At 49.0% G+C, this 16,099-nt stretch carries 15 protein-coding genes and 1 tRNA gene; 7 read left to right on the top strand and 9 right to left on the bottom strand.

The window, feature by feature from the left end; genetic code table 11:
- Positions 1-66 precede the first annotated feature (66 nt).
- Positions 67-1,068 (bottom strand): aspartate-semialdehyde dehydrogenase, encoded by a 1,002-nt coding sequence (locus GKS04_03795; protein QMU56283.1) that lies wholly within the window; start codon positions 1,066-1,068, stop codon positions 67-69.
- Positions 1,065-1,511, bottom strand: a complete 447-nt coding sequence (locus tag GKS04_03790; protein ID QMU56282.1) for an RpiB/LacA/LacB family sugar-phosphate isomerase — start codon at positions 1,509-1,511, stop codon at positions 1,065-1,067. Before GKS04_03790 ends, GKS04_03795 begins: the two co-directional genes overlap by 4 nt.
- 130 nt (positions 1,512-1,641) lie before the next feature.
- Here GKS04_03790 and GKS04_03785 point away from each other — a divergent pair, with 130 nt between their 5' ends.
- Entirely contained in the window at positions 1,642-2,481 is an 840-nt protein-coding gene (locus GKS04_03785) for an electron transfer flavoprotein subunit beta (GenBank protein ID QMU56281.1), read from the top strand.
- Between the two features lie 32 nt (positions 2,482-2,513).
- A complete protein-coding gene (locus GKS04_03780; protein ID QMU56280.1) occupies positions 2,514-3,506 on the top strand; it encodes an electron transfer flavoprotein subunit alpha/FixB family protein in 993 nt (330 codons plus the stop codon).
- Between the two features lie 12 nt (positions 3,507-3,518).
- On the opposite strand, the gene GKS04_03775 is transcribed toward GKS04_03780, so the two are convergent.
- Positions 3,519-4,319, bottom strand: coding sequence for a glutamate racemase (locus GKS04_03775; GenBank protein QMU56279.1), 801 nt, complete (start codon positions 4,317-4,319; stop codon positions 3,519-3,521).
- 86 nt (positions 4,320-4,405) lie between these two features.
- Here GKS04_03775 and GKS04_03770 point away from each other — a divergent pair.
- The 4 genes from GKS04_03770 (at position 4,406) to GKS04_03755 (ending at position 7,790) form a co-directional block, all read left to right on the top strand.
- Positions 4,406-4,480 (top strand) — tRNA-Pro (locus GKS04_03770).
- Between the two features lie 19 nt (positions 4,481-4,499).
- A complete protein-coding gene (gene mnmA / locus GKS04_03765; protein ID QMU56278.1) occupies positions 4,500-5,582 on the top strand; it encodes a tRNA 2-thiouridine(34) synthase MnmA in 1,083 nt (360 codons plus the stop codon).
- Positions 5,583-5,595: 13 nt separating this feature from the next.
- Entirely contained in the window at positions 5,596-6,924 is a 1,329-nt protein-coding gene (gene mtaB, locus GKS04_03760) for a tRNA (N(6)-L-threonylcarbamoyladenosine(37)-C(2))-methylthiotransferase MtaB (protein QMU56277.1), read from the top strand.
- Positions 6,903-7,790, top strand: a complete 888-nt coding sequence (locus GKS04_03755) for a hypothetical protein (GenBank protein QMU56276.1) — start codon at positions 6,903-6,905, stop codon at positions 7,788-7,790. Before mtaB ends, GKS04_03755 begins: the two co-directional genes overlap by 22 nt.
- Positions 7,791-7,835: 45 nt before the next feature.
- Here GKS04_03755 and GKS04_03750 read toward each other — a convergent pair whose 3' ends face one another.
- The 5 genes from GKS04_03750 to hflX are packed head-to-tail and all read right to left on the bottom strand — an operon-like array spanning position 7,836 to position 13,090.
- On the bottom strand, positions 7,836-8,387 hold the full coding sequence (locus GKS04_03750) for a hypothetical protein (protein QMU56275.1): 552 nt from the start codon (positions 8,385-8,387) through the stop codon (positions 7,836-7,838).
- Positions 8,388-8,432: 45 nt separating this feature from the next.
- Complete coding sequence (locus GKS04_03745; protein ID QMU56274.1) at positions 8,433-10,058, bottom strand: hypothetical protein; 1,626 nt, start codon at positions 10,056-10,058, stop codon at positions 8,433-8,435.
- On the bottom strand, positions 10,012-10,410 hold the full coding sequence (locus GKS04_03740) for a hypothetical protein (protein ID QMU56273.1): 399 nt from the start codon (positions 10,408-10,410) through the stop codon (positions 10,012-10,014). Before GKS04_03740 ends, GKS04_03745 begins: the two co-directional genes overlap by 47 nt.
- Positions 10,391-11,524: a M20/M25/M40 family metallo-hydrolase gene (locus GKS04_03735; GenBank protein ID QMU56272.1), complete on the bottom strand. Its 1,134-nt coding sequence runs from the start codon at positions 11,522-11,524 to the stop codon at positions 10,391-10,393. The genes GKS04_03740 and GKS04_03735 overlap by 20 nt, the downstream gene beginning before the upstream one ends.
- Positions 11,525-13,090, bottom strand: a complete 1,566-nt coding sequence (hflX, locus tag GKS04_03730) for a GTPase HflX (protein ID QMU56271.1) — start codon at positions 13,088-13,090, stop codon at positions 11,525-11,527. It abuts the gene before it with no gap.
- A gap of 348 nt (positions 13,091-13,438) precedes the next feature.
- Here hflX and GKS04_03725 point away from each other — a divergent pair, with 348 nt between their 5' ends.
- The gene (locus GKS04_03725) at positions 13,439-14,377 is read left to right on the top strand and encodes an LLM class flavin-dependent oxidoreductase (protein ID QMU56270.1); all 939 of its coding nucleotides are present in this window, start codon (positions 13,439-13,441) and stop codon (positions 14,375-14,377) included.
- A 3-nt stretch (positions 14,378-14,380) separates the two neighbouring features.
- Here the strand turns inward: GKS04_03725 and GKS04_03720 are convergent, their stop codons facing one another.
- The gene (locus GKS04_03720; GenBank protein ID QMU56269.1) at positions 14,381-16,009 is read right to left on the bottom strand and encodes an AMP-binding protein; all 1,629 of its coding nucleotides are present in this window, start codon (positions 16,007-16,009) and stop codon (positions 14,381-14,383) included.
- Between the last annotated feature and the right edge of the window lie 90 nt (positions 16,010-16,099).

The following is a 16,099-nucleotide window of genomic DNA, read 5'->3' as shown; positions in this document are numbered from 1 at the left end:
ACAACCCCTGCAAACGACGAATAATTAGTCATTGTATTTTCAGATACGGTGGAAAATCAAGCGGTGTTATAAAACATTGGCGATTCTCTCCGCTATCTGAACGGAGTTAAGCGCCGCGCCCTTTCGCAACTGATCTCCCACAACCCACAAACAAATGCGGTTCTCCCCGACTATGTCGCGGCGAATTCTTCCGACAAAGCAGTCGTCTTTGCCGGAGCAGTCTATCGGCATCGGGTAGGACTGGTCTCCCACCGTAACTTGAACGCCCGGAAAATCGTTAATCGCGTTTTTCACTTCACCCGGAGAAAGCGGTTTTTCAGTCTCAATACTCATTGAAACCGAATGAGCCCTCATAACGGGAACCCTAACGGCAGTCGCGCTTACTTTGATGTCCGCCTGCAAAATTTTCCTTGTTTCGTTGTGCAATTTCATCTCTTCGTTCGTGTATTGATTGTCAAGGAAAACATCTATTTGAGGAATGATATTGAGCGATATCCGTGCCGGAAAAACTTCGCTTTTCGCAACGCGGGGCCATTCCTTTATCTGGTTTTCAAGTTCGGCAATTCCACCCGCGCCCGCGCCCGAAACCGACTGAAAACTGGTCGCTATGACGGTTTTAACCACTCCGGCGTCGTGGATGGGTTTGAGAGCCATGGAGGCAATCGCAGTCGTGCAGTTGGGGTTGGCTATTATGCGTTTTTTCGGAATCGCATCCAGCTCGCTCCCATTTATTTCAGGCACCACAAGCGGAACCTCATCATCCATTCTAAACGCCGAACTGTTGTCCACAACCACTGCCCCTTCGTCCACCGCTTGAGGAGCATAAGTCCGACTGTTTGAAGCGCCTGCAGAAAAGATGGCGATATCCACTCCGGAAAAGCATCCGGGTTCAACCGCTTCAACCTTGAGAGGGCGACCGCAAAACTCAACCTCTTTGCCGCGCGAACGCTCCGAGGCTAAAAGCTTTAAATTACCGACCGGAAAATTACGTTCCGGAAAAATCTCAAGAACCTCACGTCCAACCGCGCCGGTGGCTCCCACCACCGCAATGTTTAAATCTTTTTTCATTTTTTAAAATACTTCCTCTCAAGCAACGAAACCTTTTCTATGTTCGTCTTTTCACTCTCTTCCGGAACTGAACTGAACCAGCCGTCAAGTATTTCCGCGGCAACTTGCGTTGAAGTGCTACGCAAGCTCACCGCCAGAATATTCGCGTCATTCCACTTTCTTGCGCCGGACGCGGTTTCGAAATCAGCGCACAGCGCGGCGCGTATTCCGGGAACCTTGTTTGCGGCGATTGAAACTCCGGTTCCAGTCCAGCAGAACAGTATGCCCTGTTCGCAGTTGCCGTTTGAAACCTCACGCGCGACAGATTCCGCAACATCCGTCCACTCGTCGCCGGCTCCCGCGAGGGGTCCGAAAAGTTTGACCCGGGCGTCGCGTTTCTCCAGATATCGCAGCACAAAATCCGTAAGATGCGTCTTCTTGTCGCTTCCGACCGCTATATCCATAAATTCCTTCTCAGAACCTTCGAGTTTTGCGGTTCTTGACAGTAAAAAGTCATTCTCTATAATAAACCGCAGGCTTGTTTCTATCAAACATTTCCCACGCGGAAAACAAGACTCAACAGAGAGGACAAAAATGAAAGTTGCGGTTTTTATAACTCAAACACAGGACACCGAAGCCAAAATCAAGGTGAGCGCGTCCGGCGATTCAATAGACTCGGAAGGGATTAAATGGATAATGAACCCTTACGACGAGTTTGCCGTTGAAGAAGCAATTCAAACGGTTGAGAAGCACGGGGGCGAAGCGGTAATCGTGTCGGTCGGTCCCGCGAGGGCGATTGATGCAATCAGGCAGGGGCTTGCCATGGGAGCGGCTTCAGCCGTTCATATCAAGGACGATGGTTTTGAGGACACTGACCCTTACACAATAGCCAAAGTCGCGGCGGGCGAGATTAAAAAAATTGGAGACATTGACCTGATTTTTACCGGAATGAAAGTGATTGACGAAGAATCAGCGCAAGTCGGAATACAGATAGCGGAGGAACTCGGAATTCCGCACGCGGCTCTTGTGAGCAAAGTTGTGGAGATAAAACCCGACGAGAAAAAAATGATTTGCCAGAAAGAGGTTGACGGGGGAAGTGCGACTGTTGAAGTTCCGTTGCCGGCTCTCGTAACCTGCCCGGACGCGATGAACGAACCGCGCTACGCGTCTTTGCCGGGAATAATGAAGGCGAAGAAAAAACCCGTTCAGGAAGTCTCGCTTGATGACATTGATTTCACCGCGCTCGGAATAGAGCGTGAGAGTGTTGGCAAAAACGGCTCACGGGTTAAAACAATCAAAATTGAAGTTCCGCAAGTTGAGAGAAGACTGAAAATCATCAAAGGATCGGACGAAACAACGGTTAAAAATGACGAAATAGCGCAATCGGCTCAAGAGATAGTAAAACTGCTCAGGGAAGAAGCCAAAGTTATCTGACTTCACAAAATCAAACGGAGGATTTCAAAAAAATGGCAAATGAGATATGGGTCGTAGCAGACCAGAAACTGGACGGTTCAATAAGAAAAGTAACTTTTGAAGCGCTCTCCGAAGCGCGGCGCGGGCTCGTGCCGAAACTTGACGGAGCGGTTCTGTGCGGTGTTGTGATGGCGGACTCTGTTTCCTCGCAGTCCGGGGAAATGGCAAAGTTCGGAGCGCAGAAAATCTACACGGCGCAAAACGAGCACCTGAAAGAGTTTAATCCCGACAGCTATTCAAAAACGCTTTCCGAACTCATCAAAAAACATTCGCCCGCAATTGTGCTCGTCGGGCACAGCTCTTTTTCCGAAGACTACATTCCCCGCGTGGCGGCAAACACGGGTTCGGGGCTTGCCATGGAAGTTGTCAGCGTTGATTTCGCAGACGGCGCGCTTGTCATAAACCGTTACTCGCATTCAAGCCGCGCGATTTCCACTCAAACTTTTCACGGAAGCGACACTATGATAGCGACAGTGCGCCCGAACTCATTCAAAGAGGAAGAGGCTCCCACTCAGGGTGAAACCGTGCAGGAAAATGTGGAAATCACTCCGGACGACCTCAAAATCAAACTTGTGGAAATGAAAACAAAAGAGTCCGACAGACCCGAACTCACGGAAGCGGAAAAGGTTGTTTCCGGGGGCAGGGGGCTAGGTAGCGAGGAAAATTTCAAACACATATACGACCTCGCCGACATGCTTGGCGCGGCGGCGGGAGCTACACGCGCCGCGGTGGATGCGGGATATTGCCCTTACGACATGCAGGTCGGACAGACCGGAAAAGCGGTTTCACCCAACCTTTACATAGCGGTTGCCATATCGGGCTCCGTTCAGCATTTTTCGGGAATGGGATCTTCAAAAGTAATTGTTTCAATTAACAAAGATCCCGAAGCGCCGATTTTCGCTAAGTCCGATTACGGAATATGCGGAGACCTTTTTGATGTTCTGCCGCCGCTCACCGAAGAGTTGAAAAAAGCGCTTGCCGACTAATACCGCCGCGAATTAGGGCAAATCCACAATACCGATTGTCTGCGGTTCCTCTCCCAAAAACCGCCCGGCGATTTGAGTAAAACTTTCCGAGCCATCCGTAAGATAAAACTCCCGCGAACCGTTGCCGCTTGTTTCCAAAAGCCCGTTTTGCTTCAAAACCGCCATCGCTTCTCCGGCGGTTTCTTCGGCTGAATCAACAAGAGCTACTTTTTCTCCCATAACCTCCGAAATTGTCTTTTTCAGAAGAGGGTAGTGCGTGCAGCCGAGAATTATTGTATCAACGCCGTGTTTTTTCAATGGATTAAGGTATTTAAGAGCAATACTTTTAGCAATTTCTCCTTCGTGAAAACCCTCTTCCGCAAGGGGAACAAACAGCGGGCAGGACTGAGAAACGACCTCTAACGATGGATTTTCGGACTCAAGGGCGCGCGAATACGCTCCACTTCTGATTGTGGACGGTGTTGCTATAACGCCAACCCTGGAGTTTTTTGTTACGGAAGCCGCTTTTTTCGCTCCGGGCTCAATCACGCCGAGAACCGGAACGGACAACTTGTCCGAAAGAACCTCCATTGAATACGCCGAAGCTGTGTTGCAGGCGGCAATTACAAATTTCACGCCTTTTGAAACAAGAAACCCCGCGTTTTTACGCGAGTATTTAACAACTGTTTCGCGGGATTTTGTTCCGTATGGAAGCCGCGCGGTGTCGCCAAGATAAATGATTTTTTCACGCGGCAGAATCTTTGCCATTTCGCGGACAACCGTAAGTCCTCCAATGCCTGAATCAAAAATTCCAATTGAGCGGGAAGATGACATTTTGAGAAAGTATCACGCTGTAAAACCGCTTTTTCAACTGTGAAAAAATGTTATATCCGTTATGATTGTCCCCTGAAAAGACGAAACGGGGTGTAGCTCAGATTGGCTAGAGCGCTGCGTTCGGGACGCAGAGGTCGCTGGTTCAAGTCCAGTCACCCCGAAAAACGCCGGTTTAAAAAGATGAAAAAAAGAATTGTTGTCGCGATGAGCGGTGGAGTGGACTCCTCAACTGTTGCCGCGATGCTCAAAAATGATGGGCACGAGGTGATTGGAATCACAATGCAGTTATGGGATTACGGCGAGTCGTCGGGGGGCTGCTGTTCCGCTGACGAGGTCCGGGACGCGAGAAATGTGGCGCGCCAAATCGGCATTCCGCACTATGTCGCAAACTACATGGAGCCGTTCAAAAAAACGGTGGTCGCCGATTTTGTCGGCAAATATAAATCGGGACAAACTCCCGTTCCGTGCACTCTGTGCAACCAGTTTATGAAGTTTGACCTTCTGCTCAGGCGCACGAAAGAGCTTGGCGCGGACGCTCTGGCAACCGGACATTACGCGCGGGTGCTGGATGAAAAAGGCGGAAAGGCGCTGTTCAAGGGCTTTGACGACCGCAAAGACCAGACCTATTTCCTTTTCACCCTCAAGCAGAAAGAACTGGACAACCTGATGTTCCCGCTCGGAGAAAGCACAAAACCCGAAGTCAGAGAAAAGGCGCGGGAGTTCGGTCTTCAAGTCGCCGAGAAACCTGAAAGCATGGGCGTGTGTTTTCTCACGGGCGGCGATTACAGAAATTTCCTTTCCAAACAAATAGGAGATGACGCTCCGCCCGAAGGCGAAATGATAGACACTCGCGGCGGAAAAGTCGGAAATCACAAGGGAATTCATTCCTACACGGTCGGGCAGAGAAAGGGCCTGAAAATTGCAACTTCGGGACCCGAAGATGACCCGACTTATGTAATCAAAATTGATGAGCGCAACAACAAAATTGTCGTTGGCAATGAAAGCGGACTTTACAATCCGGGTCTTGTGGCGGAGGGGCTTTCGTGGGTTCGGGAAGTGCCGGAAAACAAAATTGAAGTTCAGGCAAAAATAAGACACGGGCATTCCGAGAGAAAAGCGATGGTTGAAATCCGGGCGGACGGCAAAGCCGTTGTCTCTTTCGCGGAGCCGCAGAGAGCCGTTACTCCCGGGCAGGCCGTTGTCTTCTACAATAACGGCGAAGTGCTCGGAGGCGGCTGGATAAAACAGGCTCTTCCCGCGTAATGAAAGGGGTCAAATGGCGCAGGTAAATTCAAAAGACGCACAGCGCAAAATCTCGGTGGTAACGCTGGGATGCAAAGCGAACCAATATGACACCGCCGCGATGCTCGGGAGGCTTCCGCGAAGCAGATATGAAATCAACGGAAACTTCACCGACAAAGCCAATGTTTACGTGATTGACAGTTGCACCGTAACTGGCAAGGCGGACTCCGAAGCGAGGAATTACGCACGGCGGGCGAAGAAATCAAATCCCCGTGGAGTTGTCGTGGTAACCGGTTGCTACGCGCAAGTGTCGCCCGAAGAAATCGCTTCTCTCAAAGACGTTGACTACGTGATCGGAAATTCTCATAAATTTCCCGCGCTCTCGGAGATAGTCAGGAAAGGCAAGTCGCAGAAAAACGCGCGGGTTTTTGTGTCGGATCTTTTTTCGGACAAGAAAAGAAAGTTTGAATCACCGGGAATAAAAAACTTTCCCGAACGCACGAGGGCTTTTTTGAAAATTCAGGATGGCTGTAACTACGCTTGCAGTTTCTGCATAATTCCGAGAGCGCGGGGAAGGTCGCGGAGTTTGGCGCCGGATGAGGTTTTGAAACGGCTTGAGACTCTTTACTCAAACGGCTACAGGGAAACGGTTCTGACGGGAATTCACCTTGCGAGTTACGGAACCGACATAGGCGCGTCTCTGGTGGAAATGATTCGGAAGATTGAAAACTGTTCCCGCCCGTTGCCGAAAATACGTTTGAGTTCGCTTGACCCCGCCGACATGAGCGATGAACTGATACGGCTTTGCGCGGATTCTGAGTCCGTCTGCAAAAGTTTTCATGTTTCCCTTCAAAGCGGAGACGGAGACGTTTTGAAAAAAATGAGACGCCGTTATTCACCCGGGCATTTTATGGATTGCGCGGATTTGATAAGGCGTGAAATGCCGGACGCCTCAATCGGAACCGACATTATGGTCGGCTTTCCCGGCGAAACCGAACGCCAGTTTCAAAACACCTTTGAGGTCGCGCGCGATTCCGAACTCACATATTTCCACGTTTTCCCTTATTCAATTAGAAAAAACACCTCCGCTTGCGTGATGGACGGGCAGGTTTCCAAAGAGGTTAAAAAACGCAGAAGTCTTGAAATGCGCGAACTTGGAGCCGTGAAAAAGCAAAGTTTCTATGAAAGTTTCATCGGCAGAACTCTTCCGGCGATATCCGAAACCCGGTCAATCTGCATGACGGACAACTATATACCCGTTGCGGTTGACGACTCAAACCTGAAGGCGGGCGTCAATTTAAAAGTGAGAATAGATTCGGTCTGCGGAGAAAAGGCGAAAGGATGCGTCCGCTCATTCTGCTGACAGTTCTCGCCTCTTTTTTGTTTTCATCATGCGCGGGCGCGCCGTTTCCGCGCGAAATATTTGACAGAGAAGACGTTTTCAAAATCTGGGCGGTTGCCGACACTCAGCCCGTAAACCCCTCGCACAGAAGGGCTTTTGAAAACGCCGTTGAAGACTTCAACCTGAACACAAGCAACGTTCACATGGCTTTGGTCGCCGGAGATATTGTCAATTCCGCGAGCGAAGAGGTTTTTGACTGGTATCTCGCCACGCGGTCAAAATCGTATATCACAATGTGGAATGAAATTGCAGGCAATCACGATGTCAAACCGGACGGCGGCGCGCTTTTCAGGAAAAAAATCGGTAAATTCAATAAAACAATCACGCGCGGCAATATCCTTTTTATTCTCGTATCGGACGAAGACGGCACAAAGCCGACCGTCATAAGCGACAAATCTTTTGAGTGGTGGAAGAAAACCGTTGAAAACAACAGAGATAAAATTCTGGTCGTGATGACCCACGCGCCGCTTGAAGGAAGTTCCATTGTGTTCTCAGGACTTCGCGACAGACAAATAACGAATTCACAGCGTTTTACCGAAGTGCTGAAAAAAGAGAAGGTTGACCTCTGGCTTTCGGGGCATACGCACGTTCCGCATTTTTTCCCGCGCACTATTAAGAAAAAGGACAACTTGAACGGAGTGGTATTTGTTCACATCTCTTCCATACGCCCGGAAGTAGGGGGCTTGAAACATCCCGAATCCCGCTTTTTAGCATTTTACTGCGGAACAAAGAAACTGTCGGTATTTTCAAGAAATCACAAAAAAAGAAAATGGCAGAACAGACACGCCAAACATTTTATGCTTTCAAAAACTGTTGAATGTCCGTAGAAAACAGTTTTTCGACATCTAATAATTTCACCAACGCGCTACCTTTCAATGCTTCACTTTTTTAAAAAAATCAAAGAACGTTTTTCCTGATTTATCCGTAAGTTGTGGGTCTGCTCCACTTTTAAACAATGCATCAGTAATGATTTCTGAATTGGGGTTGAGCTGCGCAATCCCCAGAGGTGTCAAACCGAATCGATTTCTTGCGTTAACATCTGCTCCATTTTTAACAAGAGCGGTAAGAATTTCCGGGTTGGTGTTGCCAGTTATCGCCAACATCAGAGCCGTAATGCCGTTTTTATTTCTCGCGTTAACATCCGCTCCATTTTCAATAAGAACGGTGAGAATTTCTAGATTGGGGTTGTATGCCGCATCCATCAGAGCAGTACAGCCAAATTGAGTTCCTGCGTGAACATCCGCTCCGTTTTTGACAAGAGTGGTAATAACTTCTGGATTGGTGCTATAGCATGCCGCATGCATAAGAGGCGTTCTACCCATTCTATCTCTTGCATTAACATCCACACCATTGTTGATTTCTCTTTCAACATCTTCAACTGTCGCAATTTTCATGAACTCTGGGTTGAGTAATTTATTCTTCATATGAAATTCCTTTTTCTTCCACTACACAAGAGCGGCGCTGATTAACTAAAATACTTCTCTGACTTTGTCAAAGAAATTGGGCTTTTTGCCGTATAGCAATTCATAGAGTTTCCAATATGCTTTTGTATTCTTCAATTTTTTATTTTCTTTAGCATAATCAAATGCCGTTTCTCCTTCATCGTTCACAAGTCGCGGATTTGCCCCGTTTTCAAGTAATACATCAATAACTTCCGGATTGGTGTTGAGTAATGCCGCACCCATCAGAACCGTAGAGCCATCTTCAATTCTTGCGTGAACATCCGCTCCATTTTTAACAAGAGCGGTAATAATTTCCGGGTTGGTGTTGTTACTTGCTGCAATCATCAGAACCGTAATGCCGTCTTCATCTCTCGCGTGGACATCCGCTCCGTTTTGAACAAGAGCATCAATGATTTCCGGATTGGGGTTGTTAGCTACCGCCAACATCAGAGCCGTTCTGCCGTTTTCATATCTTGCGTTAACATTCGCTCCATTTTTAATAAGAGAGGTAATGATTTCCGGATTGGTATTGTTCTCTGCCGCAAACACCAGAGCCGTAATGCCGTTTTCATCTCTCGCGTGAACATCCGCTCCGTTTTCAATAAGAGCGGTAATAATTTCCAGATTGGTGTTGTTAGCTACCGCTCTCATCAGAACCGTAATGCCGTTTTCATCTCTCGCGTGAACATCCGCTCCGTTTTGAACAAGAGCATCAATGATTTCCGGATTGGGGTTGAACTGTGCCGCGACCATCAGAACCGTCGCGTCGTTTTCATCTCTTGCGTTAACATCCGCTCCGTTTTCAATAAGAGCGGTAATAATTTCCAGATTGGTGTTGTTTATTGCCGCTCTCATCAGAACCGTAATGCCGTTTTCATCTCTCGCGTGAACATCCGCTCCGTTTTCAATAAGAGCGGTAATGACTTCCGGATTAGTGTTGAACATTGTCGCGAACACAAGAGCCGTCATGCCGTTTTCATCTCTCGCGTTAACATCCGCTCCGTTTTGAACAAGAGCATCAATGATTTCCGGATTGGGGTTGAACTGTGCCGCGACCATCAGAACCGTCACGCCGTTTTCATCCCTTGCGTTAGCATCCGCTCCGTTTTGAACAAGAGCATCAATGATTTCCGGATTGGGGTTGAACTGTGCCGCGACCATCAGAACCGTCGCGTCGTTTTCATCTCTTGCGTTAATATCCGCTCCGTTTTCAATAAGAGCGGTAATAATTTCCAGATTGGTGTTGTTAGCTACCGCTCTCATCAGAACCGTAATGCCGTTTTCATCTCTCGCGTGAACATCCGCTCCGTTTTTGACAAGATTGGTAATGATTTCCGGATTGGTGTTGTTAGCTACCGCTCTCATCAGAACCGTAATGCCGTTTTCATCTCTCGCGTTAACATCCGCTCCGTTTTTGACAAGAGTGGTAATGATTTCTGGATTGGTGTTGAATCTTGCCGCCTTCATCAGAACCGTCCAGTCAAATTCATTTTTTGCATTAACATCTGCTCCGTCTCTGATTTCTCTTTCAATATCTTCAACTGTCGCGGTTTTTATAAACTCCGGACCAAGCAATTTATTTATAACCTCTTTCTCCATATGAGATTTACCCCTTCGTCCAACACACGGAAGAAACCCGCTCCAGAACAACATCCACAATTTTTTCGTGAAGACCGAGCGGATCGGTAACGGTGTGCTTCAAATTTGGAAATTTTTCCGCCGCTTCTTTTGCCATTGCCGGAATATCAAAACCCGAATGCCTTCCCGGAACAAGAAAATAGGGGTGAACAACCACTTCGCCTGCGCCAAGTTCGGCGCATTTTTGAAACGCCTCTTCCATTGTCGGAGACGCTATCTCCATGTGACAGTATTCAACAATATCAAAACCCGCACCTCTCTGTCTTATCTCATTGGCAACTTCGGCAAGCACGCCGTTCGCTTCGGCAACGTTGCTTCCGTGGTCAACAAGAATGAGAGCCCGTTTGTTAGTTTTGGTGTCCGGCATTTTTCATAATGGTGCGGAGAACAATGTCTGCTGACCTGTTGAACTCTTCAATAACAAGATGCTCGTCAACAGTGTGAAGATCATACATTCCCGTTCCCAGATTTACACATTGAATTCCCTTGCCATTGATGTAGTTCGCGTCGCAACCGCCGCCGCTTGTGTGAAGAGCAACCGGATGACCGAGATTGTTTGCAGTTTCCTCAACCATTTTCGCGATTTCGGACGAAGGGGGAACGTCCATCGGAAAGTAAATGTGTTCCTGTTCAATTTGCACGGCGGAAGTATCGCCGCAAACTTCAGTTGACGCTTTCTCAAAACATTTCCTCATATGGTCCATTTGCACCGCGAGTTTTTCGGTGTTGTGGCTTCTCGCCTCGCCGATAACTTCGGTCTCGCCCGGAACAATGTTTATCGCGCTTCCGCCCGAAATTGTGCCGATGTTCGCGGTGGTTTCAGAATCTATTCTTCCCAAATTCATTTTTGCTATGGCTTTTGACGCAATCTCTATAGCGCTGACCCCGTCTTCGGGGCACAGCCCCGCGTGCGCCTCAACACCGGTGATTTTGACCTTGATTCTGTCTGAAGCCGGGCATTTCAGAACAAGACGGTCGGGAGTGCTGCTGTCCAGAACAATTCCGTAAGAGGATTCAAAAACCGAACAGTCAATGAATTTTGCCCCCAAAAGCCCGACTTCCTCGCATATCATGAACGCTATTTCAATATCGCCGTGGGGCAGGTCGCGCTCTTTGAGGGAACGAACCACTTCAACAATTATGGAAACTCCGCTTTTGTCGTCGCTACCGAGAATTGTGGTTCCGTCGCTTCTCATAATGCCGTCTTTAATTGAGGGCTTTATGCCTTTTCCGGGAGCGACCGTGTCCATATGCGAGCAAAGGAAAAACGGCGGCGCGTCCGTATTGCCTTTAATTTTGACAATCAGATTGCCCGTGTTTCCGCCGACTTTTTCGCCGCAATCGTCATAAAAACATTCGCCGCCTATCTCCTTCATTTCCTTTTCCAGAACAAGCGCGACATCTTTTTCAAAACGCGACTCGCTGTCTATGCGGATGATGCTCATCAAGTGGTCGGACATTCTTTCGTATGAAATCATCATTTATATCGCAAGAGAGTAGTTTTGTTTGCGGTCTTTTAAAATCTTGTCCGCGCGTGCCGCTATCTCGCCGAGATTGTCCCGCGCGGCTGCGGAAACGAAAATGGCTTTGGGATAAATCACGGAAAGGTCTCTTAGTTTTTGAAGGGGAGCAATGTCGGTTTTGTTAAACACAAGCAGTCTGGGAACTTCGCCAAATCCCATTGAATCAAGTATGGATTCAACGGATTCTATTTTGTTCTCAACGTCCAAATCGCCCGCATCCGCCACGTGAAGCAGTAAATCGGCTTTGCCCAGCTCTTCCAAAGTCGCCCTGAACGCCATCGCCAGATCTTTGGGAAGGTCTTTAATAAAACCGACCGTGTCGGTGAGAAGAATGGTGGAGTTCCGCGGCGAATACATCCTGCGGGTTTTTGTTCCGAGCGTGGAAAACATCTTGTCCGCGATTTCCGTGTCCTCTTTTGTCAAAGCGGAAAACAGAGTGGATTTGCCCGCGTTTGTGTAGCCCGCAAGCGAAACAATCTCCGTGTTTCCTCTCATGCGGTTCGCCCGCGTCCGCTCTCTCCTGCCGGATATCGCCTCCATCTGCTTCTCCAAATCCCTTATCCGTTTTCTGAGTTGCCTTCTTTCCTTTTCAAGCGCTTTCTCCCCGGGACCTCTTGTTCCAATTCCCGCGCCGGGCTGCGACATCTGAATTCCGCTTCCCGAAAGACGGGGCAGGGCGTATTTGAGTTCCGCGAGTTTGACCTGCAATTTTCCCTCTTTTGAGGAAGCCCGCAGGGAAAATATCTCAAGTATGAGTTGCGTCCGGTCAACAATTCTCATATCCGTGCGGCTTTGTATTTCGGAAATTTCAGATGGCGCAAGTTCGGTGTCAAAAATCACCGCGCCCGCGGCTTCGTGTTTAGCGAGCAAAAGGAAATCAGTCAATTTTTTCTCTCCAAGAACAGTGTTGCCAACGGATTTTTTTGACCGTTTGAGAATGTGAACGCGCGAGCCCAGAATCTTTTTTCCGGCGGAAACGGCAAGGGTCTCAAGTTCTTGCAATGATGTTTCTGCTTCTTTCTGCGAACGCCCCATCGCGATGAGAAAAATGTGCTCTATGTTTTTGCGACGCGGATTCAGCGGGACAAAACGTCTGTTTTTTACCGGTTCAAGGGCGCTTTCAATATCAAAATTGACATTTGAGCAATCGGAAAACTCCACGATTTTCCATTTTTCAGAATCGTTGCGCTCCGTGGCAGGAACAAGAGGGTAGGCAAACTCGAACTTGTCCGCGCCATCGCCTCTCATCTGAACAACTCCCACGATTTCAAGCCGTTCGTTTATAAGCGTGAATTTCTCGTTGTCCGTAAGTCCGCGCCCGTCGGCATGTGTGAGAATGAGCCGGAAGTTTCTGACTCCGCGCCCGGTGTCACGATACCTTCTGAAGAACGACGCGAGTTCAAAATCGCCGCAATTTCCCTCGAAAACCGCCGCCACTCTGCCTTTTTTATTGAGCAGAACCGCCACGTTCCTTTTGACCGCCTCCGATGCCCTGCAAAGCGCGGAACTGAATTCCGGCGTCATCACCTTGTTCGGGTCAACAGATTTTGAATAAATCTTGAGAAGTATCTTGATTTCTCTGCCCGTAAGGCCTGACCTGTTGCCGTAAACAGAGATGTTCGCTATTGGACTTGCCTCTTTTTGTACATCAAGGTTTCAAAAAAACATGCGTGAGGGACGCAATAAGAAGAATTGAGGCGACTAAAACAAAAACCCCGATTATGTAGATTTCAGCTCCGGTTTTCTTCATCAGGGTGATTATAATCCCAACCCCGCGCGGTGTCAAAAGCGGGCGGATTGTAATTTTTCCGTTTTACAGGTTATTTTATTGGAAGTAATCAAAGAGGCGGCAAAACCTCAAGGGAGCGTAAAATGGCAAAAGTAGCAACTATTTCCCCCGTATGGGGCTGTGGAGTCGATGATTTAAGAGATCTCGCACGCGAAGCGGAGAATGCGGGTTTCGAAGCGATTTTCTCGCCTGAAGTTCCGCCTTACAGCGCGATTTCCAACGCACAGGTGTTCGCCGAAGCAACTTCAACAATTAAAGTCGGCACGTGGATAACAAACATATTTATGCGCAAACCCGTCATCTGCGCCGCTGAAGCGCTTACCGTTCAGGAGGTTTCGGGCGGAAGAATGGTGCTTGGCCTCGGAGTGAGCCACAAGCCCGTCAATGACAAATTCGGAATAGATATGGGCAATCCGGTTGAGAAGATGGAAGAATACATTTCCGAACTCAGACCCATTTTGGACGGCTCCTCGGAGCTGTTGACAATCAAACGCGACCTTCCGGACTTTCCCGTTCACATAGCCGGGTTGACAAACTCCGCGGCGCATCTGGCGGGCAAAGCGGCGGACGGGCTTATGCCGTATATGTCTCCGCCTGAATATGTTAAGCAGTTAAAAGAGCAGGTCGCGGAGGGAGCAAAAGAAGCGGGAAGAGACCCCTCGGAAATTGAAATCACCAACGGAATTCCCTCATTTATTTCAGACAGTCTGGAAGACGCCATCAAAGCCGCAAAAATGGGGCTTTCCGGTTACGCACGCTTTCCGTTTTACCAGCGTCTCATAAAAAACATCGGACACGGCGACGTGGTTGAAAAAATTCAGGCGGGCGAAAAACCGCATGAGGTTTTCACAGACGAATTGGTTGACGCTGTCGCGCTTGTGGGCCCAGCGGCGCGTTGCAGAGAACAGCTTGAAGCGCACAGAGAAGCGGGGGTTGAACTTCCAATTATTGTGCCGGGCGCGGTTGGAAAACAGAGCAACGTTGAGGTGATGAAAATCACCTGCGCGGCGTATTCCGGCTGACGGTTAATCGGCGGCGCTGAACCGCTCGCGCAATTCGCCGCGTTTTTTCTTTCCGTTTTTGGTAACAGGAATTGAGTCCGTAAAAACAATTTCTTTCGGCATTTTGTATCCGGCGAGACGCTTTTCCAGAAAACCGCTCAACTCTTTTTTAAGCAAGTCGCGCGATTCGTCCGCCTTTTCCTTCGCGACAACAAAAGCGGTTGTGATTGTTTTCCCGCCACCCGCGTCAATTCCCACGGCGGCGCAATCACTAACTTTGCCGTGCTTTGAAAGAGCCGCTTCAATTTCAAACGGCGAAATTCTGTAACCGAAACTGTTTATCATGTCGTCCCTTCTGCCAAGCGGCAGCAGATAGCCGTCATCGTCGGCGTTAAAGTAATCGCCGCTCATAAAATCGCCCTCCGGCGAAAACATTGCGCGAGTCTCTTCGGGTTTGTTCCAGTAACCCAGCATAATTCCGGGGTCGTTCGGAGCGGAAACAAGAACTCCTTCGCGCGCGTCCAAGACCTTTTTTCCGGTTTCGGGGTCCGCGAGAAAACACTTTCTGCCGGGCTGCGGTTTCCCCGGAGACGCGGGGTTTATTTCCATGCCAATCATGTTTGAAACGTAGTAACTGAATTCGCTCATTCCCAGTCCGTTATAAAGCGAAACCCCCAACTCGTTTTTCCACGCGGAAAAAAGCTCTTCACTGAGAGTTTCGCCCGCGCTCAAACAGTGGCTCACCCTTGAAAGGGACGGAACGGGGACGTCTTTTGCCACTCTGAGCATCTGCCTGTAAACGGTTGGAACCGCCATAAAAACATTCGCGCTGTGCTTTTCAATAATTTCAAACATTTTCCGGGGTTCGTATTCGCCTCCGTAAATCACGCACTCGCATCCGTGCCGCCAGGGGTCAAGGCATCCCGCGCCCAGAGTGTAAGTCCAGTTGAGTTTGCCGGCGTGAAAAACCCTGGGGTGGTCAGCAACCCCCAGCCAGAAAAAAGCCGCCGGGTCGCGCCCGATAACACACCGGTGCGCGTGAACAACCCCTTTCGGCTCTCCTGTGGTTCCAGACGTGTAGCAGATATACGCAATATCTTCCGAAAGCGTGTCCGCGGGTTCAAGTTCGGCGGAGGATTTCCCCGCAAGTTCGTCAAGGTCAACGCATCGCGAGGGCGCCCCGCCTCCAGTTATAAAAACTGTTTTCAAATTCGGGCAACGGTCGCGTGCGGAATCAATCCGTTCGTATGTAACAGCGGACGCGACAACCGCTTTTGCTCCGCTGTCTTCAAGAATATGCGCCGCTTCGTCTTCAACAAGCATCGGACTTGCCGGAATGGGAACGGCGCCGATTTTGAGCGCGGCGAGGAATGAAAAAGGAAACTCCGGAACATTTTCAAGCATTATCATCACTCTGTCCCCGCGAGACACGCCTGAAGAAAGAAAAGCGCCCGCGATTTGATTTGTAACGGCTTTGAGATCGGCAAAGGTGTATTGCTTCACAAGCCCGTCGCCGCCTTCCCATGTGAGCGCGGACTTGAGGGCAAGATCGGGATTTGCCGCGTTTTTATCCGTGCAGTCCACTCCGATGTTGAACTTGCGCGGAATGTTCCATTTCCATGAATCGCAAAGAGCTTTGTAGTCAAATGACATCAGGAACAATTATTATGAATTGGCGGCAAACATTCAAAATTGCGTCAACTTGAGTTAGCCCCGCACGCCCTATAGATTACTAACCCGTTA

It is taken from the genome of Candidatus Mycalebacterium zealandia (genome assembly GCA_014075295.1).
GTDB classification, from domain to species: Bacteria; Desulfobacterota_D; UBA1144; order Nemesobacterales; family Mycalebacteriaceae; genus Mycalebacterium; species Mycalebacterium zealandia.
This window is presented reverse-complemented; position numbering and strand designations above follow the sequence as displayed.

Coding starts and splice junctions, on each gene's coding strand:
- GKS04_03795 (QMU56283.1), bottom strand. CDS start 1,068: ATGAAAAAAGATTTAAACATTGCGGTGGTGGGAGCCACCGGCGCGGTT.
- GKS04_03790 (QMU56282.1), bottom strand. CDS start 1,511: ATGGATATAGCGGTCGGAAGCGACAAGAAGACGCATCTTACGGATTTT.
- GKS04_03785 (QMU56281.1), top strand. CDS start 1,642: ATGAAAGTTGCGGTTTTTATAACTCAAACACAGGACACCGAAGCCAAA.
- GKS04_03780 (QMU56280.1), top strand. CDS start 2,514: ATGGCAAATGAGATATGGGTCGTAGCAGACCAGAAACTGGACGGTTCA.
- GKS04_03775 (QMU56279.1), bottom strand. CDS start 4,319: ATGTCATCTTCCCGCTCAATTGGAATTTTTGATTCAGGCATTGGAGGA.
- mnmA (QMU56278.1), top strand. CDS start 4,500: ATGAAAAAAAGAATTGTTGTCGCGATGAGCGGTGGAGTGGACTCCTCA.
- mtaB (QMU56277.1), top strand. CDS start 5,596: ATGGCGCAGGTAAATTCAAAAGACGCACAGCGCAAAATCTCGGTGGTA.
- GKS04_03755 (QMU56276.1), top strand. CDS start 6,903: ATGCGTCCGCTCATTCTGCTGACAGTTCTCGCCTCTTTTTTGTTTTCA.
- GKS04_03750 (QMU56275.1), bottom strand. CDS start 8,387: ATGAAGAATAAATTACTCAACCCAGAGTTCATGAAAATTGCGACAGTT.
- GKS04_03745 (QMU56274.1), bottom strand. CDS start 10,058: ATGTTGTTCTGGAGCGGGTTTCTTCCGTGTGTTGGACGAAGGGGTAAA.
- GKS04_03740 (QMU56273.1), bottom strand. CDS start 10,410: ATGCCGGACACCAAAACTAACAAACGGGCTCTCATTCTTGTTGACCAC.
- GKS04_03735 (QMU56272.1), bottom strand. CDS start 11,524: ATGATGATTTCATACGAAAGAATGTCCGACCACTTGATGAGCATCATC.
- hflX (QMU56271.1), bottom strand. CDS start 13,090: ATGACGCCGGAATTCAGTTCCGCGCTTTGCAGGGCATCGGAGGCGGTC.
- GKS04_03725 (QMU56270.1), top strand. CDS start 13,439: ATGGCAAAAGTAGCAACTATTTCCCCCGTATGGGGCTGTGGAGTCGAT.
- GKS04_03720 (QMU56269.1), bottom strand. CDS start 16,009: ATGTCATTTGACTACAAAGCTCTTTGCGATTCATGGAAATGGAACATT.